This window comes from Butyrivibrio sp. AE2015, assembly GCF_000420825.1.
Classification (GTDB): Bacteria; Bacillota; Clostridia; order Lachnospirales; family Lachnospiraceae; genus Butyrivibrio.
In genome coordinates this window covers 107,550-128,918 of sequence record NZ_ATVR01000004.1, presented here as the reverse complement: position 1 = coordinate 128,918, position 21,369 = coordinate 107,550, and the positions used below count along the sequence as shown (strand labels likewise).

Here is a 21,369-nt window from a genome sequence, read left to right as displayed (position 1 = left end):
CCTTATCTGCCAAAAAAGCCAGATAAAATAAAACTCTTTAGCTGATTGCTGAGAGAATATCAGCGATTACTTCTTCCATTGTATGAGTTCCTTCATCAATGGTGTAATCAGCATATTTCTCGTATAGAGGAGTTCTTTCGTTGTAAAGTGAGACTAAAGACTGTCCCTCTCTCATAACAACTCCGCGCTGTTTAACATCATTTAATCGCTTGGTAAGGACATCCATAGAGACTTTAAGATACACAACTTTTCCTATATTTTTGTAGTGCTCCATGGCTTCTTTTCCATACACCACACTACCACCGGTGGAAATGACAGTCTTTTCAGTTTCGATCTCAGAATTGATCCTGTTTTCCAGATCCACAAATCCGTCTATTCCCTCTGCTTCGATAATCTCAGAAAGCTTTCTTCCATCTTTCTCCTGGATCACTATATCCGCATCTATAAAGTTATATCCAAGAATCTTCGCAAGAATTACACCTACCGTGCTCTTTCCGGAAGCAGGCATACCTATCAGTATTATATTGTTTTTTTTCATAATCACTCCATTTTTCCAGCATATTGACAGCAGGTCAAAAAATTTATCTCCCTACTACCACGCATACCAGCTAACTATATCACACTTAAGGCAATTAAACCAACTCGATTGCATGTGAAAAACTTATTATCAGTGTCGTTCATCCATATTCTCATACTTTTCGCAGAATCTTGCGGAGAATGAAGCTTTTTCGCCGCCCATTGATAAATGCGTTGTATCGCCAACCCGAAGTGTTCTGAAGGTTACAATGCCCTTTTCGCGCTCCTCAGTTACAACTTCAGTAACTGACGTAGGAGCTGTTGCAAGGAACTGAAGCGGAATAAATGGTGATACATTCCATAGATGTGATAACAATACACCGGTTATACCGAAGTGGCAGAAAAAGGCCAGTGTCTTGTCGTTGTTGTCACCAGTTTTATATATAAGGCCATCTCTTTTATACCCATGGTCTGAAAGCAGCGCGTCAAAATTTTGTATGACATTATCGTATTTAGGGAGCATATCAGATGCCTTTACAAGGTCTGAATCACGCCATCCAATAACATCAAAAAGTTCAGGATGATCACCATAATATGAAGGAAGCATATCCCACAGAATTCGTTTATGATATATCCCGTTGTTTTCGTCTTTTCTAAGTTCTGTTTTATATGCCCTTTTTGTCTCATCATCAGCAATATTCGCATCAAATTCAGCAGGAAACTCTCTTAGCCAGTCGCAGGTTGTAGCTGGCATATTGAGCTCTTTTAACGAATAATCTGCTGTAGCCCTCGCCCTGCCAAGAGGTGAGACAAAAACTTCATCTATGTCTAAGTTTTTAATCTGTTTTGCCAAGAGCTGAGCTTCCACTTTGCCCTTATCTGTTAATCCGTCAATCTCGTAATTTGGGTCTCCGTGCCTTATAAATATCAGTCTCATTATTCCATCTCCTATGATATAAAAAAACGGGCATCTGTGATGCCCGCTCTTTATATCACTTATTATGCGTTGACAATCTTACCGAAGTCTGGCTTAAGTGAAGCTCCACCAATGAGACCACCATCGATGTTCTCCTTAGAAAGAAGCTCAGCAGCGTTGCCAGCGTTCATTGATCCGCCATACTGGATACGAACTTCATCAGCTGTAGCCTGATCATAAAGCTTAGCGATGAGCTTACGGATAAGTCCGCAAACTTCTTCAGCCTGATCTGCTGTAGCTGTCTCGCCTGTTCCGATAGCCCAAATAGGCTCGTAAGCGATAACGAGTTTCTTAACCTGATCAGCTGTTACGCCATCAAGATCCCATGTGATCTGTCTCTCGATCCATTCCTTGTATGTGTCAGCCTTACGAAGTGCAAGTGACTCACCACAGCAAAGGATAGGTGTAAGACCTGATGCAAATGCCTTCTTAACCTTCTGGTTAATAAGGATATCGTTCTCACCGAAGATATCTCTTCTCTCTGAGTGTCCGATAATAACATACTCAACACCTGCATCCTTAAGCATAGGAGCTGAAATCTCACCTGTAAATGCACCATTGTCTACGATGTAGAAGTTCTCTGCACCTACATGTACGTTTGTACCCTTAACAGCCTCTGCTACAGGTACGATATCGATAGCTGGAACGCAGTAAACTACGTCTACAGCATCATTCTTTACTAAATCTTTAAGCTCAGCAACAAGTGCAACAGCCTCGCTAGGAGTCTTGTTCATCTTCCAGTTGCCTGCGATAATTCTTCTACGTGCCATTGTGTATTCTCCTTTACATTACCAGAGCGAATGCGGATTTCTTCGCTTCGCTCTCGAAATCCTACCCGGCTTCGCAATATCTATTCCATGCTTCACATGGGATATTGCTCACCCGGTTTATTCGTCAATTATACGGCATTTTCTGCAAGCAGAAATGCCGTATCTTTGACTCATTTATTACGCTCTGTCGTCAGCAGCGTATACGCCAGGAAGCTTCTTGCCTTCAAGGAATTCAAGAGAAGCTCCACCACCTGTTGAGATGTGGCTCATCTTGTCTGCAAAACCAAGCTGGTTAACAGCTGCTGCACTATCACCACCACCGATGATTGTTGTAGCTTCTGTCTCAGAAAGAGCCTTAGCAACTTCCTTAGTACCATTTGCAAGAACAGGGTTTTCGAATACACCCATAGGTCCGTTCCAAACTACTGTCTTAGCAGACTTAACAGCTTCTGAGTAAAGCTCGATAGTCTTAGGTCCGATATCAGCACCTTCCTTGTTTGAAGGAATCTTATCTGAATCAACGATTGTTGTATTGATTGATGGGTTGTCGATAGGGTTAGGGAACTCATCGATGCAAACTGTGTCGATAGGAAGAAGAAGCTTCTTGCCTGACTTCTCAGCCTTTTCCATCATCTCTTTACAATAGTCGATCTTGCTGTCGTCAAGAAGAGAGTTACCAATCTCATATCCCTTAGCCTTAAGGAATGTGTAAGCCATACCACCACCGATGATAAGTGTATCGCACTTCTCAAGAAGAGTGTTGATAACGTTGAGCTTATCAGCAACCTTAGCACCACCAAGGATAGCTACGAAAGGTCTTACAGGATTCTCTACTGCATTTCCAAGGAAGTCAATTTCCTTCTGCATAAGATATCCAACAGCGTTATTTCCGCCTTTTTCTTTGATGTACTTTGTTACAACTGCTACAGAAGCGTGTGCTCTGTGAGCTGAACCGAATGCATCACAAACATAATCATCAGCAAGATCAGCAAGCTCTTTTGCAAAAGCCTCACCAGCCTCTTCAGGCTTTGTCTCTTCCTTGCCTCTGAAACGAGTATTCTGAAGAAGAACAACATCTCCCTCTTTCATAGCCTCTACAGCACCTGTTGCTGCAGCGCCTGTTACGTTGTAATCATCAACAAACTTAACGTCCTTGCCAAGCTTCTCTGAAAGTCTCTTAGCTACAGGAGCAAGTGACTCACCCTCGTTAGGGCCATTTTTTACTTTTCCAAGGTGTGAGCAAAGAATAACCTTGCCGCCATCCTTTATAAGCTTTTTGATTGTAGGAAGAGCTGCAACGATTCTTGTCTCGTCTGTGATCTCGCCGTTCTTAAGAGGTACGTTGAAATCGCAACGAACAAGTACGCGTCTGCCCTTTACGTTGATGTCATCAACTGACTTTTTGTTAAGACTCATCTTTTTTGTCTCCTTTTCGTTTTAAAAAAGGCCCGGTCCATTTGGACCGGACCTTTTAGTTAATCCTCAATTATTTAACAAACTTTTCAAAATATTTGATTGTACGAACCATCTGTGATGTGTATGAGTTCTCGTTGTCATACCATGAAACAACCTGAACTTCATAGAGGCCATCGCCGATTGCTGTAACCATTGTCTGTGTAGCATCGAAGAGTGAACCATATGTCATTCCAACGATATCTGAAGATACGATCTCATCCTCGTTGTATCCGAATGTCTCAGGATCTGAAGCTTTCTTCATAGCTTCGTTGATTGCTTCCTTTGTAAGTTCCTTGTCAGACTTAACAACTGCGAAAAGAAGTGTTGTTGAACCTGTTGGAACAGGAACTCTCTGAGCAGCTCCGATGAGCTTGCCGTTAAGTTCAGGGATAACAAGACCGATAGCCTTTGCAGCACCTGTTGAGTTAGGAACGATGTTAACAGCGCCTGCACGTGCTCTTCTAAGGTCACCCTTTCTCTGTGGTCCATCAAGGATCATCTGATCACCTGTGTAAGCATGGATTGTAGCCATGATACCAGACTGGATAGGTGCGAAATCGTTAAGAGCCTTAGCCATAGGTGCTAAGCAGTTTGTTGTGCAAGATGCAGCTGAAATGATGTTGTCATCTGCTGTAAGTGTCTCGTGGTTAACGTTATATACGATTGTAGGAAGATCATTTCCTGCAGGAGCAGAAATAACAACCTTCTTTGCACCAGCGTTGATGTGAGCCTGAGCCTTGTCCTTTGATGTGTAGAAACCTGTACACTCAAGAACAACGTCTACTCCGATTTCTCCCCAAGGAAGGTTATTAGCATCAGCTTCCTTGTAGATTTTGATTTCCTTACCGTTTACAGTAATGGAATCCTCACCGTAAGATACCTTATCAGCGTATTTGTACTTGCCCTGTGATGAATCATACTTAAGAAGGTGTGCAAGCATCTTAGGAGCTGTAAGATCGTTGATTGCTACGATCTCTGTTCCTTCGTGCTCAAACATCTGTCTGAATGCAAGACGACCGATACGGCCAAAACCATTGATTGCTACTTTAACTGCCATTTTAAGTTCCTCCTAAAATGAATTATATATTTAGTTGCTGTTACAATATCATATTTGATAAATTTTTATCAGCAACTCTTATTCTAATAAACTTTTATGCATAAATCAAGTAAGATTGTAAAATTTTATGCTAGAATATGCTTAAAAAATACTAAACATGTACTTCTCAATATTGATAACTTTGGAGCAGGGATATTATGAATAAATTACTTCCACCGGACTATCACATGCACACCCACAATTCAGGCGACAGTCAGGCGCCTATGGAAGAAATGATCTTATCTTCCATAAAGCAGGGACTTAGCGAGATCTGTTTCACAGAGCATCTGGACCTGAATTACCCTCTTTTACCGGATCTCCCACCAGATCCCTTTATGCTCGATGTTGATGCTTATTATAAAGAATATTCATACTACAGTGATAAATATAAGAACCAGATAACTATCAAATTTGGCGTTGAAGTAGGAATGCAGGATGACTGCGTAAAAGAAAATCTTGAATTTGTCAAAGAGCATGATTTTGATTTCGTTATAGCTTCACAGCATCTTTTAGAGAAAAGAGATCCTTTCTACAGCGATTTTTGGGAAGCTGATACCGTGGATAATATTTTTAAAAAATATTTCGATGCAACCCTGGAAAACATCAGGAGCTTTACTGACTTTGACGTTCTTGGACACCTTGATTATATATCCCGCTATGTTCCCGAGGGCGATGATACCTATTCCTACAAAAGATACAGTGAACAGATCGATGCGATCCTTGAGCATCTTATAAGAAAAGATAAGGGACTTGATCTGAACTCAAAAGTCCTTGCATATACAGATCTGAATCTTTTGCCCAATCCATGCCCTGAAATAATAAAAAGATATAAAGAAATGGGCGGAAAGATTATTACTTTCGGTTCTGATGCCCACACCCCCGACAGAGTTGCAACTCATTTTGATGTTATGACAGATATTGTCAAAGACTGTGGATTCACTGAATACTACACCTTCAAAAAAAGAATCCCCACAGCACACAAACTATTGTAAAATATAATAATGAAGATTAATCGTTTTTTTGATAAAAAAATATTTATAGTTTCAGGCATGATCCTGTTTATTCTTTCAGGGTGTGGAAGCAGTGAAACTGTTTCTGAATCTCGCACTATTCCCTCTGACACCAGTTCCGGATCAGAGGATGTGAGCGCAGCTTCTGCTCCCGTAAAGGGCGCCAGGGATAATACGCCTGTTTGCCTTGTTCCTGAAGCCAGCGGAACAGTTACTTATGAGAATGAATTTGCTCATCTCGATGCTTCCAACTCTTCTGAAGGATACGTAATTGTCCGCTATACCGGAGAATCGCCCAAAGTTAAGCTGCAGATCACAGGGCCTGATGAGACTACATATACTTATAATCTAAATTCACAAACTCCCACTGATGAAGTGTTCCCTCTTCAGTCAGGCAATGGTGAATACCTTGTAAATGTTTATGAGAATATAGAAAAGACCCAATATTCCATGGTCTTTTCCCAAATGCTCGAAGTGAATATTTCCAATGAATTTTCACCTTTTTTATATCCCAATCAATACGTCAATTTCACAAAAGATGATGCGGCTATTTCCAAGGGGCAGGAGCTCAGTTACTCCTGCAACAACGATCTTGAAGTTGTCTCTTCAGTTTACAACTTTATGATTGACAACATCACCTATGACTACAATGAAGCCGAAACGGTTCAAAGCGGTTATATTCCTGATATTGATGAAGTTCTTTCAACAAAAAAGGGAATATGTCTTGATTACGCAGTTCTTATGAGCAGCATGCTGCGAAGTCAAAGGATTCCTACCAGAATGGAAGTCGGCTACGCAGGAACTGCTTATCACGCATGGATAAGCACCTACATAACAGATGTTGGCTGGGTGAACGGAATCATTGAGTTTGACGGAACAAAGTGGTCACTCATGGATCCAACTTTTGCATCCAACGTCAATGAAAAAGAGCTAAAGAGCTTTATTGGAGACGGATCAAATTACTCCGTAAAATACATCTATTAGGGAATGGATTATGAAAACAAAAAGAAAAATCAAACAGCTAAACAGCTACGAAATATCAAGTTTTTGCAGGCAGCTCGCTCTTCTTTTAAGGGCCGGTATTGCTCCGTCTGACAGCATTGAGATATTAACTCAGGACACTGATGATCCTTCCATAAAAGAGATTCTTGGCTCCATCAGTCAGGTTTTAAGGAGCGGCGAAAAATTCCATGTTGCCCTGACTATGAGCGGAGTTTTTCCGGACTATGTCTCTCACATGGTAACAATTGGTGAAGAATCCGGAAACATAGATGTAGTCATGGACTCTCTTGCTGACTACTACGAAAGAGAAGACAGCATACAATCCAGCATAAAAAGTGCCATAAGCTACCCTCTTGTCATGGTGTTTATGATGCTTGTTGTTGTGCTGGTGCTTGTCTTAAAGGTCCTTCCTATTTTTGAGCAGGTCTTTGCTCAGCTTGGAACAGCAATGAGCGGTTTTTCCCAGTCACTTTTAAATCTGGGAAGTATTCTCAACAGATACTCCTTTATACTCGTAGCTTTTTTGGTTCTTTTGGCAATTTTATTTTTCTATATCACTTATACAGTCTCAGGCCGCCAGGCATTCAGAAAATTCATCGGCAGATTTGCGCCGACCAAAAAGCTTATGCAGGAGCTTGAAAGCGAGCGTTTTGCCAGTGGAATGGTCCTGACTCTTTCAAGTGGCATGGACACCTTTGAAGGTCTCGCCCTGGTAAAAAAGCTTGTGGAATCAAATGAGATGAAAGAGAAAATCGATAAGTGCAAAGAAATGCTCATCGACGGAAGCTCTTTCCCTGAAGCTCTTTTAGCTTCAAAAATATTCACATCATTTTATGCACAGATGGTAGATGTTGGATTCAAATCCGGATCAATGGATAAGGCAATGAAGCAGATTGCTGACAGATTTGAGCGTGAGACCCAGAGAAAGATCTCATCAATAATCTCTATCATAGAACCGACTTTGGTAATAATACTCTCCATAATAGTAGGAATGATTCTTTTATCAGTGATCATGCCTCTTATGGGCATCATGACATCTATAGGATAAGCAAATGACAAACAGGTTTGAAAAGAAAAGCAGATTTTTAAACATATCAGATAGCGTATACAGGATTCTTTCTGCAGTCATTTTTGCTGCTATCATCCTGTTATTTTACTTTGCTGTTGACGCATCAGGAAAAAACACTATTGAAAAACAGCAGGAGTCACTGGAGAGCGCTTTAGCCAGGGATATTGTGCAGTGCTATGCGATCGAGGGAATGTATCCACCGGATCTGTCATATCTTGAAAATCATTATGGACTTACCTACGACAAAACCACTTTTTTTGTGGATTATCAGCCCATTGCCTCGAATCTTTATCCCGATGTAACAGTCATCAAAATAAACAATTAAGCAGGAAAAACATATGGAATATGTGAAGAACAAACATCATATTGTAGATGTGACATTCATACTGTGTCTCATGCTTTTGTTTATACTGTCTGCTCTTTCCGTTATTTCTTTGGGCGCCGGTATCTACAAAAAGAACGTGGAAACCATGGGAAGCAACTATGATCACAGGACCGCCTGTGCTTATATCACTGAAAAAGTCAGACAATCTGATAACAATGGCGCAATCTTTGTCACAAACCTCTTCGGTCAGAACACTCTTGTTTTGCAAGAGGAAGTCAATGGAACTTTATATAACACTTATATTTATGACTACAACGGATATCTTATGGAGCTTTATGCAAGAGCAGACCTGACAAGCTTCTATCCGCAATCAGGTCAGAAGATCCTAGAAATCCACTCTTTTGATGTTTCCTATGCGTCGGAAGCTCTTTTATCTGTAAATATCGTATTAGCTGATGGCGAGAACGAAGACGTCTATATAGCCAAAAGAAGCACAGAGGAAAACTAAATGAACCAGAGAAATAATTCAAGAACAAGCCTTTTCCTTATGGAGCTTATAGTTGCAGTTTTTTTCTTTTCACTTTCTGCAGCAGTATGCGTAAAACTTTTTGTGGCATCCCATGAGATGGCTGACAGAACAGTAAATTTAAATCATGCTGTCACATGGTCCCAGTCCCTTGCAGAAAGCTTTGTCAGCGCAAAAGGCGATATACATGAAATCGGAAGATCCTACCCTTCTGCATTTCTTTCAGACAAAAATCTCATAATCTTTTTTGATGATAACTGGGAATATATGGATGGCAATTCAGCAAAAGCTTCTTTTGAGGCAATACTGAGTACCAAAGAGATACCTGCAGGTGAAGCATACTCGGATGTTACAAAATATAATGTAAAGCTCAAAGGAAACGCCATCTGTGGCACAATCAAGATCATAGATGTCAGGAAGCTTTCTGAACCACTCCTTGAAGCCTCTGATGACGATCCAAATGTTATCCACAGCATATCTGTTGACACATACATAGGAGGATAAATAATGGCAGGAAGTCAAAGACCACCGGGCGCCCATGTAGGAAGTGCCTCCATTCTACTTATTTTTACAGTTCTAAGTCTCATATCGTTCGCCTGCCTTTCCCTTGTAAACTCAAGAGCAGACTACACTTTAAGCAATAAACTTGCAGAACGCGAACGAATATACTATAATGCTTGTCACCAAGGAAATGCTTTTCTTGCGGCAGTAAATTCAGGGTATGATTTGGGAATGGTTGATGGTATAATAAAAGAAAGTATACCAATTACCGATAACCAATCTCTTGATATTACGTTAACCGTGAATACTGCAAACAATTTGAGCATTTCAAACAATTTCTACAGCATAAAGCAGTGGCAAATCGTTAACCACGAGGATTTCGAGTATGATTACTCACTTCCCGTTAAGCAAAACTAATTTATTTGTTAAAACAATTTTCTCAGAGACTTTATCAAATTTTAATTATTTGCATAACGATTTAACGCTTATTTTTAAAATGTTGTGATACAATAGATTATGTACTGAACTACATTAAATTTTAAAAAGAAATTGTTTTAATTGTCTCATACTAAATTACTTATTGGAGGTTCAATATGGGAAAAAGAATACTCATTACTGATGACGCCGCTTTCATGCGTATGATGCTTAAGGATATCCTTTCCAAGAATGGATATGAGATTGCTGGCGAAGCAGAGAACGGAAAGATCGCAATCGAAAAATATAATGAGTTGAAACCCGACCTTGTAACTCTCGATATCACAATGCCCGAGCTTGATGGTATTGGAGCCCTAAAGGGAATTAAGGCTGCAGATCCTAATGCGGTTTGTATTATGTGCTCTGCTATGGGTCAGCAAGCAATGGTTATAGAATCTATTCAGGCTGGTGCCAAGGACTTCATCGTTAAGCCTTTCCAGGCTGACCGTGTTCTTGAGGCCGTTAAAAAAGCCATCGGATAATAATACTTTTGCGAATTAAAAAATCCAGTAATGACTTTGTCATTACTGGATTTTTTTCACATTTTTCTTTTATGCAGTCTCTTCTGCCTTATTTCCTGTATAAAGCTGGTAGTAACGCTGCTTCTTGGCAATGAGTTCATCGTGAGTTCCCTGCTCTACGATACGGCCCTGTTCAAGGACTACGATACAGTCACTGTTTTTAACAGTTGAAAGTCTGTGGGCAATAACAAAGGTAGTTCTGCCCTTCATGAGTTTATCCATACCATCCTGAACAATCTTCTCTGTTCGTGTGTCGATTGATGAAGTAGCTTCATCAAGAATAAGTACAGGCGGATCTGCTATGGCAGCTCTGGCAATAGCAAGGAGCTGACGCTGGCCTTGTGAAAGGTTTGCTCCATCACCTGTGAGCATTGTGTCGTATCCTTCAGGAAGTCTTTTTATAAAGCTGTGAGCATTTGCAAGCTTAGCTGCTGCAATTACTTCTTCGTCTGTGGCATCAAGCTTTCCATAGCGGATATTGTCTCTTACAGTTCCTGTGAAAAGATGTGTATCCTGAAGTACTATTCCAAGTGAACGGCGAAGATCAGCTTTTTTTATCTTGTTGATATTGATGTTGTCGTATCTGATCTTACCATCCTGGATATCATAAAATCTGTTGATAAGGTTTGTGATCGTTGTCTTTCCTGCACCTGTTGAACCAACAAATGCGATCTTCTGACCAGGCTTTGCGTGAAGGACGATATCATGAAGAACCATCTTTTCATCTGTATAACCAAAGTCAACGCCATTAAATGTAACATCGCCTTCCATTGGCTGATAGGTTGTAGTGTTGTCAGCCTTGTGATAATGCTTCCAAGCCCAGTGACCTGTGTGATGATCTGCTTCAACAACCTGTCCTTCCTTGATTTCTGCATCAACCAAGGTTACGTATCCTTCATCTGTCTCAGGCTTTTCATCAAGGAGTCTGAAGATACGCTCTGCACCTGCAAGAGCCATGATTATTGAGTTGAACTGCATGCTCACCTGGTTGATAGGCATTGAAAAGCTCTTATTGAAAGTAAGGAAACTTGCAAGACCACCAACAGTGAAGCCTACCGCAACTGAGTCAGAAAGAGCTATCGCTCCACCTATCATAGCGCAGATAACATAGCTGGTATTACCAAGCTGGGCATTAATAGGTCCAAGAGCACCTGAAAAGCCGTTAGCCTTAAATGAACTCTCATAAAGCTGGTGATTTAGCTCATCGAATTTTTCGATTGCTTCCTGCTCATGATTGAATACTTTGATTACCTTCTGACCAGTCATCATTTCTTCGATATAACCATTTAATGAGCCAATGTTCTTCTGCTGAGCTACGAAGTTTTTACCTGAAGCTTTTGTGGCCTTAGCTGAGCAAAACAGCATAATTCCAACCATCAAAAGAGTAATCAGAGTCAATGGAATACTGAGCACGACCATAGAGATCAGAACACTCACGATTGTGATCGCACTGCTGAGCATCTGTGGAATACTCTGGCTTATCATCTGTCTTAATGTGTCAATATCATTGGTGTAGATTGACATGATGTCGCCATGGGCATTTGTATCAAAGTACTTTATAGGAAGACTCTCCATATGGACAAAGAGCTCTTCACGGAGTTTTTTTAATGTTCCCTGGTTAATGTAGATCATAACCTTCGCCTGAACGAAAGCTGCGATCACACCTATTCCATAGAATATTGCAACTCTTCCCATCGCAGCAAGAAGTGGACCGTAGTCACTATTTCCGCTATCAAGCATAGGCTGGATATAGGAATCAATAAGTGTCTTTGTAAAAAGAGTTCCCTGAACGCTTGAAAATACTGTTAACAGTATGCAAACAAGCACTGTTATCATATGTAAAGGATAGTATTTAAAAACATATCCCATAATTCTCTTAAATAAAGCACCGGGGTTTTGCACCTTAGGTCTTGGCATTCCACGTCTGTTTCCACCGCCGGGACCTGTTTTAACCTGTTTTGTATCTGCCATCTTTATACCTCTCTATTTTCATCAAAATCTGCGTCGCCGCTCATTCCTGTCTGTGACTCATATACTTCTCTATAAATATCATTGGACTTAAGAAGTTCATCGTGTGTTCCAAATCCGTTCACCTTACCATCGTCCATAACAATTATTCTGTCACATCCCTGAACTGAGCTTATACGCTGAGCAATGATAAGCTTTGTTGTTCCTGGTATTTCCTCTGCAAAAGCTTTTCTTATCCTGGCATCTGTAGCTGTATCAACAGCACTTGTTGAATCGTCAAGGATAAGGATCCTTGGTTTCTTTAAAAGAGCTCTTGCAATACAAAGTCTCTGTCTCTGTCCGCCGGAAACATTGGTTCCTCCCTGCTCGATCTCTGTGTTATAGCCTTGCGGCATTTTTTCTATAAATTCATCAGCGCAGGCCATTTTGCAGGCTCTCTGGCATTCTTCCAAAGTTGCATCCTTATTACCCCATCTGAGGTTGTCAAGGATTGTTCCAGAGAACAGCACATTCTTTTGAAGAACTACAGAAACCTGATCTCTTAAAGTCTCAAGATCATAATCTCTTACATCAATGCCGCCAACCTTCACAGATCCGCCTGTAACATCATAGAGTCTGCTTATCAGGTTTACCAAAGAAGATTTGGCAGAACCTGTTCCTCCTATGATACCTATTGTCTCGCCGGACTTTATCTCAAGATTGATGTCTTTAAGCACAGGCTCCTCTGAAGTCTGATTGTAAGCAAAGTTTACATGATTAAAAGAAATGCTTCCGTCAGGTACCTCTCTAATAGCCTTGTCATTATTTGTGATATCTGTCTTCTCTTCAATAACTTCTGCGATTCGCTTGCCGCTTGCTGAAGCCATTGTAAGCATAACAAAGATCATAGCAAGCATCATAAGGTTCATAAGGATTGTCATACAATAGGTCAAAAGACTCATCAGATTACCTGTTGTGAGGCTTCCACCGACTATCATATGTGCACCAAGCCAGCTGATAAGAAGAATGCATACATATACTGTTCCTGTCATGATAGGGCTCATGAAAACAACATTGGACTCAGCTTTTACGAACATGTTGTAAATATTCAGAGCAGCTTTTTTGAACTTATTGTTCTCGTAATCTTCTCTTACATAGGCCTTTACTACTCTGATAGCAGATACATTTTCCTGAACACTCTCATTAAGAGCATCATACTTTTCAAATACTTCTTTGAAATATTTAGTTGCTCTGTTCATGATATATACCATGATGACTGAAAGAACAGCCACTGCAACCAGATAAATAGAAGCAAGCTCAGCATTTATGGTAAATGCTGCGATCATGGCAATAATAAGAGATGAAGGTGCTCTCATAGCCATTCTGAGTGTCATCATATAGGCATTCTGGATATTTGTTACATCTGTCGTAAGTCTTGTTACAAGACCTGAAGTTGAGAACTTATCTATATTCGAGAATGAAAATGTCTGAATATTATCGAACATAGCCTTTCTTAAGTTTCTGGCAAAACCTGCTGATGCCTTAGCTCCAAAATAGGCTCCACCAAGGCCGGCAAGAAGTCCCAATATTGCGATCACGACCATCATGCCACCTGTTCTAAAGATAAGCGCCATATCGCCGCCATATATACCTAAGTCGACAATTCTGGCCATCAGGATCGGAATTACCATTTCGCAGATAACTTCTCCAATCATACAGATCGGAGTCATTATGGAAGGAAATTTAAATTCCTTTATTTCTTTTAGTAATGTCTTAACCATAAAATTCTCCCTACTTTATAAAATAATCAGGGTAAAAACCCCATAATTAACATCTGGTATTAATCGAGCCCATATTATCGATAACTTTATCCAAAAGCTTTCTCAATGATGCAATCTCATCTTCTGTCATTCCATTTACCAGATAATAGTCCGTGTTCTTCCTTCGTTCCCTTCGTTTATCAACAAACTTAAGGCCCTTTTCTGAAAGAGTGACATTTCGGCACCTGCGATTGTCAGGATCTGTCACATTTGTGATCATGCCTTTTTCTTCCAGCCTCTTCAAAAGACCTATCGTAGTCGGATGCTTAATATGAAGGGCTTCAGAGATATCCTTTTGAGTTACCTTTTTATCTTTGTGTTCATCAAGATACGAGATCACCATAACCTGAGAAAAAGTTATATCATCTTCCTTAAGTTCTCTATTGAACATTGCAACAAAGCCCTCATGGATAAGTTTGAACTTAAAACCTATAGGTTCATGTTCACGATCCCTAAAAAATTCATTTTGTTCGTCTGTGCAGCTCATTTATTCCTCTCTTTTCAGTGCTTTTCGATGGAATGATTTTCCACAAAAAGAAAACATGTAGTTAGCTACATGTTATATAATACGTAGCTAGCTACATGTTGTCAATAAGTCAAAACCAACTTCATAAAACTTTCATATTTACTTATTCCTCTACTTCAAACCAGTCATCCTGATCTTCATCATAATAGTAGTATTTGTCCTCATAGTCATCGTAATAGAACAGAGTATTGGTCTCGTCATCATATAGATAAAGGACATCTCCTTCATACATGTACCAGATTTTTTCTTCGTGATCATATACCCAGTCATTTTCATAATCATCGCCATCAAAGAAATACTGCCCCGAGCCACCGCTGCTGTAGTTAAAACCATAATCGCTTTCGTAGGATCCCCAGCCGCTCCAATCATCCTCAAAACCACCATAATCGTAGTAGTCATCATATCCGTCGCTTGAAACAAATGATCCCAGCCATTCGATATACTCATTGTCTAAAGATATGCCTTTAAAGACATCTTTCAACTTGTCATAAAAGTCAGAGTCTCCATAAGGTAGCGAAACTGAAAGGCCTGTAAGCTCATTTTTGTCTGAAGTGTGCCCATAATATGCCACAGAAGCCTTAAGCACAGACATAAGTTTTTTGGCCTCATCACTGTTGTTATCCACACTTTCCATAAGGGCCAGTATGTCGCTTATGTAATAATCTGAAAGAGTTACATCGCTACCATCAGATTCCCAAAGGTCCCAATCTTCTATTGCTCTTCCTTTAGCCTTATGGCTCCTGCTGTAATTCTTGTCAAGAAGCTTATATTCATTTTTATATGCATAATTTTTCCAGGCATTGAACAGATCTGTGGCAACCGATACGTTAAAAAGAGCAAGACAGGCTGAATCACCGCCATCTTCATTTTCGTTGTCTGTTATAATGTCATCAATAATGTATTTTCCCAAAAGAGGTGTTGCCATTCCGGGATTTTCTTCAAAAGACTTCATCCACCTGCTGTAGTTCCAACCAAGTCCTGATTCAAAATCCTCTGAAAGAAGAGCATATTTGCAATAAGGCGAAAGGGCATAACAGGTTTCCATGCTGGCCATAATACAGCAGTCCATTCCGATCATGTCAAATTGAATGTCACTATTTTCGGAAAAAGCCATCGCCATCTCATCAATGGTGAGACTTTCTTCCTCATCCTGCCACTCATCATAGCCAAATCCATAAACCGGGCCGCCGCCATGATTCCAAAATACAAAAAGATATCTGTCAGCAGGATACTTTGTTTTACAAAAGCCCACAAATTCCGATAACGTATCTTTTGCTGTGCAGTCAAGCTGTCCCAGATTATCTCTCACCAAAACAAGTTTTCCGTTATCTACTTTGTATGTCTGTGCCGTTTGTGAAGATATCCCAAAACCATGCCACTTTTTTGTCCCCATGGTCTGAATAATGACATTTACATTTTTCCCTATGCCGGAGGCAAGCATCTCCTCTAAGTCTTCACAAGCCTCCCCTGCCTCTGACTCAAGGTCTGATCCATTCATGTAGATCATTATTGTGGCTGATTTTGCGTCAGTATCCACAGATACCACATCGATATCAGCATAAGGATTCGTGTAACTGCTTTCCTGTGGCTGTTCTGTCAAATCATTACCTGTCTGTACCGTATCAGTTTTTTCATCTCCTGTAGGTATTAGCATGATAACAATAAACAAGATTCCCAGTATTGCCAGAAGTATCAGTATAGTTTTTCCTATCTTTTTAAACATCAAGTCCTCCCCACACTTCAACATAACTGAAAAACTGCCAGAATACGCTCTGTATCCTGGCAGTTTCATTTTACCATATATTTATGTTATCTAATTATATAAATAATCTAATACCATCATTCTTTTGCAGACTCTTTCAAAAGAGCTGCGATTTCTTTTTCGTTATCAAGGGCCATGACCTTTTCAGCCAATTTATCGGCCTCTTCCTTGCTCCACTTAGAGATAACACATCTTGCAGTAAGAACAAGAACAGGATTAACGCTGAACTCTGTAAGTCCAAATGATATAAGAAGAGGAATCAGCATAGGATCAGCTGCAGCTTCTCCACACATTCCTACAGGAATTCCTGCCTTTCTCCCGCATTCTATAATGTTCTTTATTGAACGCAGCACAGATGGCTGGAAGGTTGAATAAAGGTATGCAACATCAGCATTTCCTCTGTCAACACTCATTGTGTACTGAGTAAGATCATTAGTTCCGATTGAGAAGAAATCTGCCTCCTTAGCAAGAATATCAGCTATAAGTGAAGCAGCAGGAGTCTCGATCATGCAGCCCACTTCAATGTCCTTGTCATAGGCAACTCCCTGCTCATCGAAATCCTTTTTAATCTCTTCTACCAGCTCTTTAACCGCTCTAAGTTCATCAACGCAGGTTACAAGAGGGATCATGATCTTAACTTTACCATATGCACTTGCTCTGACTATTGCGCGGAGCTGGATCATATAGCTGTCCTTGTTTCCAAGGCAGTATCTTACAGCTCTGTAACCAAGAAATGGATTCTCTTCTTTTTTCATGTTGAGATAAGGAATATCTTTATCTCCACCGATGTCCAGAGTTCTGATGATCACAGGCTTTCCACCCATGGTCTCAGCCGCCTCTTTATAAGCAGCAAACTGCTCATCCTCAGTAGGCATGTGATTGTTATCCATGAACAAGAACTCTGAACGGAAAAGACCTATTCCTTCGCCATCACATTCAATGGCTTTTTTAGCATCCTTTGGAGTACCGATATTACAGAAAAGTTCAACAGTGTCACCATCAAGAGTCTTAGTTTCTTTTCCAAGGAAACCCTTGAGCTCAGACTGTTTTTTGATGAACTCTTCTCTCTTCAAAATGTACTGTGAAAGTACATCTCCCTCAGGATTAATATATACATTGCCCTCTGTACCATCTACTATTGCAGTGTCTTTATCCTTAACAAGCTTTGTAATATCAGGAACAGAAAGAACTGCTGGTATTTCCAACGCCCTTGCCAAAATAGCTGAATGAGAAGTCTTTCCACCCACCTCTGTGAGAATACCAACAACGTTTTCCTTGTTGATCTGAGATGTCATTGATGGAGTAAGATCCTTAGCCACAAGAACTGTTCCCGGAGCCACCTTACTTATATCTATGTCCTTTATACCAAGGAGAATTTTGAGCATAGAGATCTTAACATCGCTGATGTCTGAAGCTCTCTGACGCATCATGTCATCGTCCATCTTTGAGAACATGCCAATAAACATGTCACAAACTGCTTCTACAGCAGACTCGGCACACTGGCCTGAATCGATCATTTTGGTCATCTCTCCGGCCATGGAGGGATCGGAAATCATAACTATATGGCCCTCGAGGATTTCAGCTTCTTTTGAGCCAATCTTTTTCCTGATGTCTTCAGCCTGAGCAGTTGTTTCGGTTATGAATTCCTCTACAGCTTTATTAAAACGTTCTTTTTCAGCTTGTATATCTTCAATCTTTTTCGCTTCAAATTTAAGATCGTGCTCAACAATAACGCAGACACTTCCGATTCCTATACCGCGTGATGCGGCGATTCCTTTATACATGCGTACCTCCTAATGAAGTTCTGCTCTCGGATTTTCAATCCTCGCCAGAACGACCATGCCTACTAAACTCGATAAAACCTCGTTAAGTAGTCATGGTCAATCTCCTAATCCACTCTCAACAAGTTCAACAGCCTTCTTTAAAGCTTCTGCTTCATCAGGACCATCGCACTGGATCTCGATCTCGGCACCGCACTTGATGCAAGCGCTCATAAGCATCATAACGCTCTTAGCATCATAAGCTGTTCCGTTGAAAACAACCTTAACGTCGCTGCTAAAAGGAGTTACTGTCTGACAAAAAAGACTTGCCGGACGCATGTGCATTCCCTGTTCATTTGTTACTTTTACTACCTGTGATACCATTTTTTAAATCCTTTCTAAAATGAAAACCTGATGTACAGCCACTTAAAGAAGCAGCTGTACATCATCAATTTGTGTTATATCAGTCTTCAATATTCTTTTTAAGAAGACCAAGCATAAAGCATCCTGCAACAGATCCAATCAAAAGAGCTACAAGATACATTGCTACGTTACCAACTACAGGGAATACGAAGATTCCACCGTGAGGTGCTCTAAGTGTGCACTTAAATGCCATTGAAAGAGCTCCGGCAACACCTGAACCAACCATAAGAGATGGTATTACTCTGATAGGATCAGCTGCTGCAAATGGGATAGCACCCTCTGTGATGAAGCAAAGACCCATGATAAAGTTAACAGGTCCTGACTTTCTCTCTGCTGGAGTGAACTTATTCTTAAAGAAAATAGTTGCAAGAGCGATTGCAATTGGAGGAACCATACCACCAACCATGATTGCAGCCATGATCATATGACCTGTCTCATTCTGGTTAGCAAGACTTGCAAGTCCAAATGCGTAAGCAGCCTTATTAAGAGGGCCACCCATATCTGTTGCCATCATTGCTCCAAGGAGGATACCAAGAACTACCATAGAACCTGTTCCCATTCCTTCAAGAAGAGCTGTTATCCATGCGTTAAGAGCACCAACGATAGGGTTGATCGCACACATAACAATACCGATGATGAAGATACCGCAAAGAGGATAGATAAGTACAGGTTTGATACCTTCAAGTGCCTGTGGAAGTTTCTCACAGATCTTTTCCATGAAGCGTACAAGGTAACCAGCTGCAAAACCAGCAACCAAAGCGCCAAGGAAAGCTGAAGGAACATCTCCGCCAGGTGAAACGAAAGTAGCACCTGTGCTTGCAAGTGCACCACCTACAAAACCAACTGCAAGACCTGGGCGGTCTGCAATACTCTGTGCAATAAATCCGGCAAGAATTGGAAGCATAAATCCAAATGCTGTACCACCAATTGACTTAAACCATGCAGCTACAGGAGTGTTGCTACCAAAGTTACTTGGGTCAATTGAGAAATCATCCAAAAGGAAAGCGATAGCGATAAGGATACCACCACCAATAACGAATGGAAGCATATGTGATACACCATTCATAAGGTGCTTGTAAGCCTGACGGCCTGCTGATTCATTAGTAGCTTCTGATGAAGCTGAGATCTTTCCTGAGTGATGATAAATTGAAACATCCCCGTCAGTTGCCCTCTTAATGAGGTTTTCAGGGTTGTGTATAGCTTCTTTAGTAGATGTGATGATAACAGGCTTTCCATTGAATCTGCCCATATCAATATTCTTATCACATGCTACGATAACTGCGTCTGCTTCTTCGATCTCTTTTGCAGTAAGAACATCTTTTGCTCCGGCTGAACCGTCTTTTTCAACCTTGATATCAATTCCAAGCTCTTTTGCCTTAAGCTCTAAAGCTTCAGCAGCCATAAATGTATGCGCGATACCTGTAGGACAAGCTGTAACACCAACAAGCTTCTTTACAGAAGGTTTTGCTGCAGGTGCAGCCTTTGCGCTTGTCTCTTTGTCTTTTTCTGCTTCCTTATCGTCGATTACTTTAAGGAATTCATCAGCTGTTTTTGCTTCAACAAGCTTTTTAGCAAATGACTGGTCCATAAGTAGAGTCATGAGCTTTGAAAGAACTTCCAAGTGTGTATCAGCTGCTGTATCAGGTGCAGCGATCATGAAGAAAAGATTACTTGGGTTTCCATCAAGTGATTTGTAATCAATTCCGCTTGGAATTGTGATAGCTGTAAGTCCTGCTGTCTTTACTGCTGCTGACTTTCCATGAGGAACAGCAATTCCCATACCAATTGCAGTTGACCCCTTCTCTTCACGCGCAAGAATTGCTTCTTTAAATGCTGCTGCATCATTAAGATTACCAACCTTTGAATGCAGGTCGATGAGTGCATCAATCGCGCTTTCCCTGTCAGTAGCAGGGCAATTCAAGAGTATACCCTCTTTCTTTAGTAAATCTGTGATTTTCATAGTCCCTCCTTGTATGCCTTATAGGCTATTATATAGTTCGTGTATTGCTTCTCCTGTTGCCAGATCGTCTGAAAAAGCTGTGGCGCTTCCAGCAGCAGTACCCATTTTGAGAGCCTCTTCGTAGCTCCCTTTATTTAGATATCCGGCGATGAAGCCAGCGACCATTGAATCGCCTGCACCTACCGAATTTCTAACCTTCCCCTTTGGAACACCTACGCGGTATTTCTCACCGGTCTCAGTAATGAGCATTGAACCGTCACCAGCCATGGAAATAAGAACATTTCTGGCGCCCATCTCCTGAAGTTTTCTAGCATGTTCCTCAATCTCATCATCGGTCTTAAGAACCGTTCCAAACATCTCACCAAGTTCGTGATTGTTTGGCTTTATTAAAAATGGATGATACTTAAGGACGTTCTTTAAAAGGTCCTTTGTGGCATCAACAACAACTTCGATCTTCTTATCGCAGACAAAAGAAATAATTCTTTCATAAACGTCACTTGGAAGTGAATTTGGAATACTTCCTGCAAGAATAAGAATGTCGCCATCCTTAAGCTCTTTTATCTGGGAGAAAAGCTTGTCCAGAGCATCTGCCGGAATCTTGGGACCCTGGGCATTTATCTCTGTTTCAGCCTGTCCTTTTATCTTTACATTGATTCTTGAGATTCCATCGCTCAGCTTTATGAAGTCAGCTTTAATTCCTCTCTCATTTACACTCTTTTCGATTGCTTCTCCGGTGAAACCTGCAACGAAACCAAGAGCTGTATTGTCTATTCCCAAGTTCTTAAGAATAGTTGATACATTGATTCCCTTTCCACCAAAGTAACATTCCTCAGAATCTGAGCGGTTTGTCATTCCAGGTAAAAGAGAATCGCTCATTCTGACTACATAATCAATTGCCGGATTAAAAGTAACCGTATAGATCATGTGTTT

Annotated in this window: 21 protein-coding genes; 8 read left to right on the top strand and 13 right to left on the bottom strand. The window is 40.7% G+C overall.

Annotated elements, in window-relative coordinates; all coding sequences use genetic code 11:
- Window positions 1–37 precede the first annotated feature (37 nt).
- The 5 genes from G585_RS0103720 to gap all read right to left on the bottom strand — a co-directional run bounded on the left by G585_RS0103720 (window position 38) and on the right by gap (window position 4,774).
- On the bottom strand, window positions 38–538 hold the full coding sequence (locus G585_RS0103720; RefSeq protein WP_022773066.1) for a shikimate kinase: 501 nt from the start codon (window positions 536–538) through the stop codon (window positions 38–40).
- Between the two features lie 129 nt (window positions 539–667).
- Window positions 668–1,453: a histidine phosphatase family protein gene (locus G585_RS0103715; RefSeq protein WP_022773065.1), complete on the bottom strand. Its 786-nt coding sequence runs from the start codon at window positions 1,451–1,453 to the stop codon at window positions 668–670.
- A 62-nt stretch (window positions 1,454–1,515) separates the two neighbouring features.
- Window positions 1,516–2,262 (bottom strand): triose-phosphate isomerase, encoded by a 747-nt coding sequence (gene tpiA / locus G585_RS0103710; protein ID WP_022773064.1) that lies wholly within the window; start codon window positions 2,260–2,262, stop codon window positions 1,516–1,518.
- Between the two features lie 177 nt (window positions 2,263–2,439).
- Window positions 2,440–3,678 carry a phosphoglycerate kinase gene (locus tag G585_RS0103705; RefSeq protein WP_022773062.1) on the bottom strand — a complete coding sequence of 413 codons (1,239 nt, stop codon included), beginning with the start codon at window positions 3,676–3,678 and terminating at the stop codon, window positions 2,440–2,442.
- 70 nt (window positions 3,679–3,748) lie between these two features.
- On the bottom strand, window positions 3,749–4,774 hold the full coding sequence (gap, locus tag G585_RS0103700; RefSeq protein WP_022773061.1) for a type I glyceraldehyde-3-phosphate dehydrogenase: 1,026 nt from the start codon (window positions 4,772–4,774) through the stop codon (window positions 3,749–3,751).
- A 197-nt stretch (window positions 4,775–4,971) separates the two neighbouring features.
- Here gap and G585_RS0103695 point away from each other — a divergent pair, with 197 nt between their 5' ends.
- From G585_RS0103695 to G585_RS0103660, 8 genes are all read left to right on the top strand, one after another.
- A complete protein-coding gene (locus tag G585_RS0103695) occupies window positions 4,972–5,805 on the top strand; it encodes a histidinol-phosphatase HisJ family protein (RefSeq protein WP_022773059.1) in 834 nt (277 codons plus the stop codon).
- A 9-nt stretch (window positions 5,806–5,814) separates the two neighbouring features.
- The gene (locus tag G585_RS0103690) at window positions 5,815–6,807 is read left to right on the top strand and encodes a transglutaminase-like domain-containing protein (RefSeq protein WP_022773058.1); all 993 of its coding nucleotides are present in this window, start codon (window positions 5,815–5,817) and stop codon (window positions 6,805–6,807) included.
- Window positions 6,808–6,817: 10 nt separating this feature from the next.
- A complete protein-coding gene (locus G585_RS0103685; protein ID WP_022773056.1) occupies window positions 6,818–7,873 on the top strand; it encodes a type II secretion system F family protein in 1,056 nt (351 codons plus the stop codon).
- A 4-nt stretch (window positions 7,874–7,877) separates the two neighbouring features.
- Complete coding sequence (locus tag G585_RS0103680) at window positions 7,878–8,219, top strand: hypothetical protein (protein ID WP_022773055.1); 342 nt, start codon at window positions 7,878–7,880, stop codon at window positions 8,217–8,219.
- A 13-nt stretch (window positions 8,220–8,232) separates the two neighbouring features.
- On the top strand, window positions 8,233–8,727 hold the full coding sequence (locus tag G585_RS18720) for a DUF4860 domain-containing protein (protein WP_022773053.1): 495 nt from the start codon (window positions 8,233–8,235) through the stop codon (window positions 8,725–8,727).
- Complete coding sequence (locus G585_RS18715) at window positions 8,728–9,249, top strand: hypothetical protein (protein WP_022773052.1); 522 nt, start codon at window positions 8,728–8,730, stop codon at window positions 9,247–9,249.
- 3 nt (window positions 9,250–9,252) lie between these two features.
- Complete coding sequence (locus G585_RS0103665) at window positions 9,253–9,663, top strand: hypothetical protein (protein WP_022773050.1); 411 nt, start codon at window positions 9,253–9,255, stop codon at window positions 9,661–9,663.
- A gap of 176 nt (window positions 9,664–9,839) precedes the next feature.
- Complete coding sequence (locus G585_RS0103660; RefSeq protein WP_022773049.1) at window positions 9,840–10,202, top strand: response regulator; 363 nt, start codon at window positions 9,840–9,842, stop codon at window positions 10,200–10,202.
- Between the two features lie 69 nt (window positions 10,203–10,271).
- Here the strand turns inward: G585_RS0103660 and G585_RS0103655 are convergent, their stop codons facing one another.
- The 8 genes from G585_RS0103655 to pfkB all read right to left on the bottom strand — a co-directional run bounded on the left by G585_RS0103655 (window position 10,272) and on the right by pfkB (window position 21,363).
- Complete coding sequence (locus tag G585_RS0103655; RefSeq protein WP_022773047.1) at window positions 10,272–12,212, bottom strand: ABC transporter ATP-binding protein; 1,941 nt, start codon at window positions 12,210–12,212, stop codon at window positions 10,272–10,274.
- Window positions 12,213–12,214: 2 nt separating this feature from the next.
- Window positions 12,215–13,969 carry an ABC transporter ATP-binding protein gene (locus tag G585_RS0103650; protein ID WP_022773046.1) on the bottom strand — a complete coding sequence of 585 codons (1,755 nt, stop codon included), beginning with the start codon at window positions 13,967–13,969 and terminating at the stop codon, window positions 12,215–12,217.
- Between the two features lie 46 nt (window positions 13,970–14,015).
- Window positions 14,016–14,495 (bottom strand): MarR family winged helix-turn-helix transcriptional regulator, encoded by a 480-nt coding sequence (locus tag G585_RS0103645; protein ID WP_022773044.1) that lies wholly within the window; start codon window positions 14,493–14,495, stop codon window positions 14,016–14,018.
- A 142-nt stretch (window positions 14,496–14,637) separates the two neighbouring features.
- Window positions 14,638–16,257 carry a clostripain-related cysteine peptidase gene (locus G585_RS0103640; protein ID WP_022773043.1) on the bottom strand — a complete coding sequence of 540 codons (1,620 nt, stop codon included), beginning with the start codon at window positions 16,255–16,257 and terminating at the stop codon, window positions 14,638–14,640.
- Window positions 16,258–16,373: 116 nt separating this feature from the next.
- Window positions 16,374–18,080 (bottom strand): phosphoenolpyruvate--protein phosphotransferase, encoded by a 1,707-nt coding sequence (gene ptsP, locus G585_RS0103635; protein WP_022773041.1) that lies wholly within the window; start codon window positions 18,078–18,080, stop codon window positions 16,374–16,376.
- A gap of 96 nt (window positions 18,081–18,176) precedes the next feature.
- Window positions 18,177–18,440: an HPr family phosphocarrier protein gene (locus G585_RS0103630; protein WP_022773040.1), complete on the bottom strand. Its 264-nt coding sequence runs from the start codon at window positions 18,438–18,440 to the stop codon at window positions 18,177–18,179.
- Between the two features lie 79 nt (window positions 18,441–18,519).
- Entirely contained in the window at window positions 18,520–20,439 is a 1,920-nt protein-coding gene (locus G585_RS0103625; RefSeq protein ID WP_022773038.1) for a PTS fructose transporter subunit IIABC, read from the bottom strand.
- Between the two features lie 18 nt (window positions 20,440–20,457).
- A complete protein-coding gene (gene pfkB / locus G585_RS0103620) occupies window positions 20,458–21,363 on the bottom strand; it encodes a 1-phosphofructokinase (protein WP_022773037.1) in 906 nt (301 codons plus the stop codon).
- Window positions 21,364–21,369: the final 6 nt, after the last annotated feature.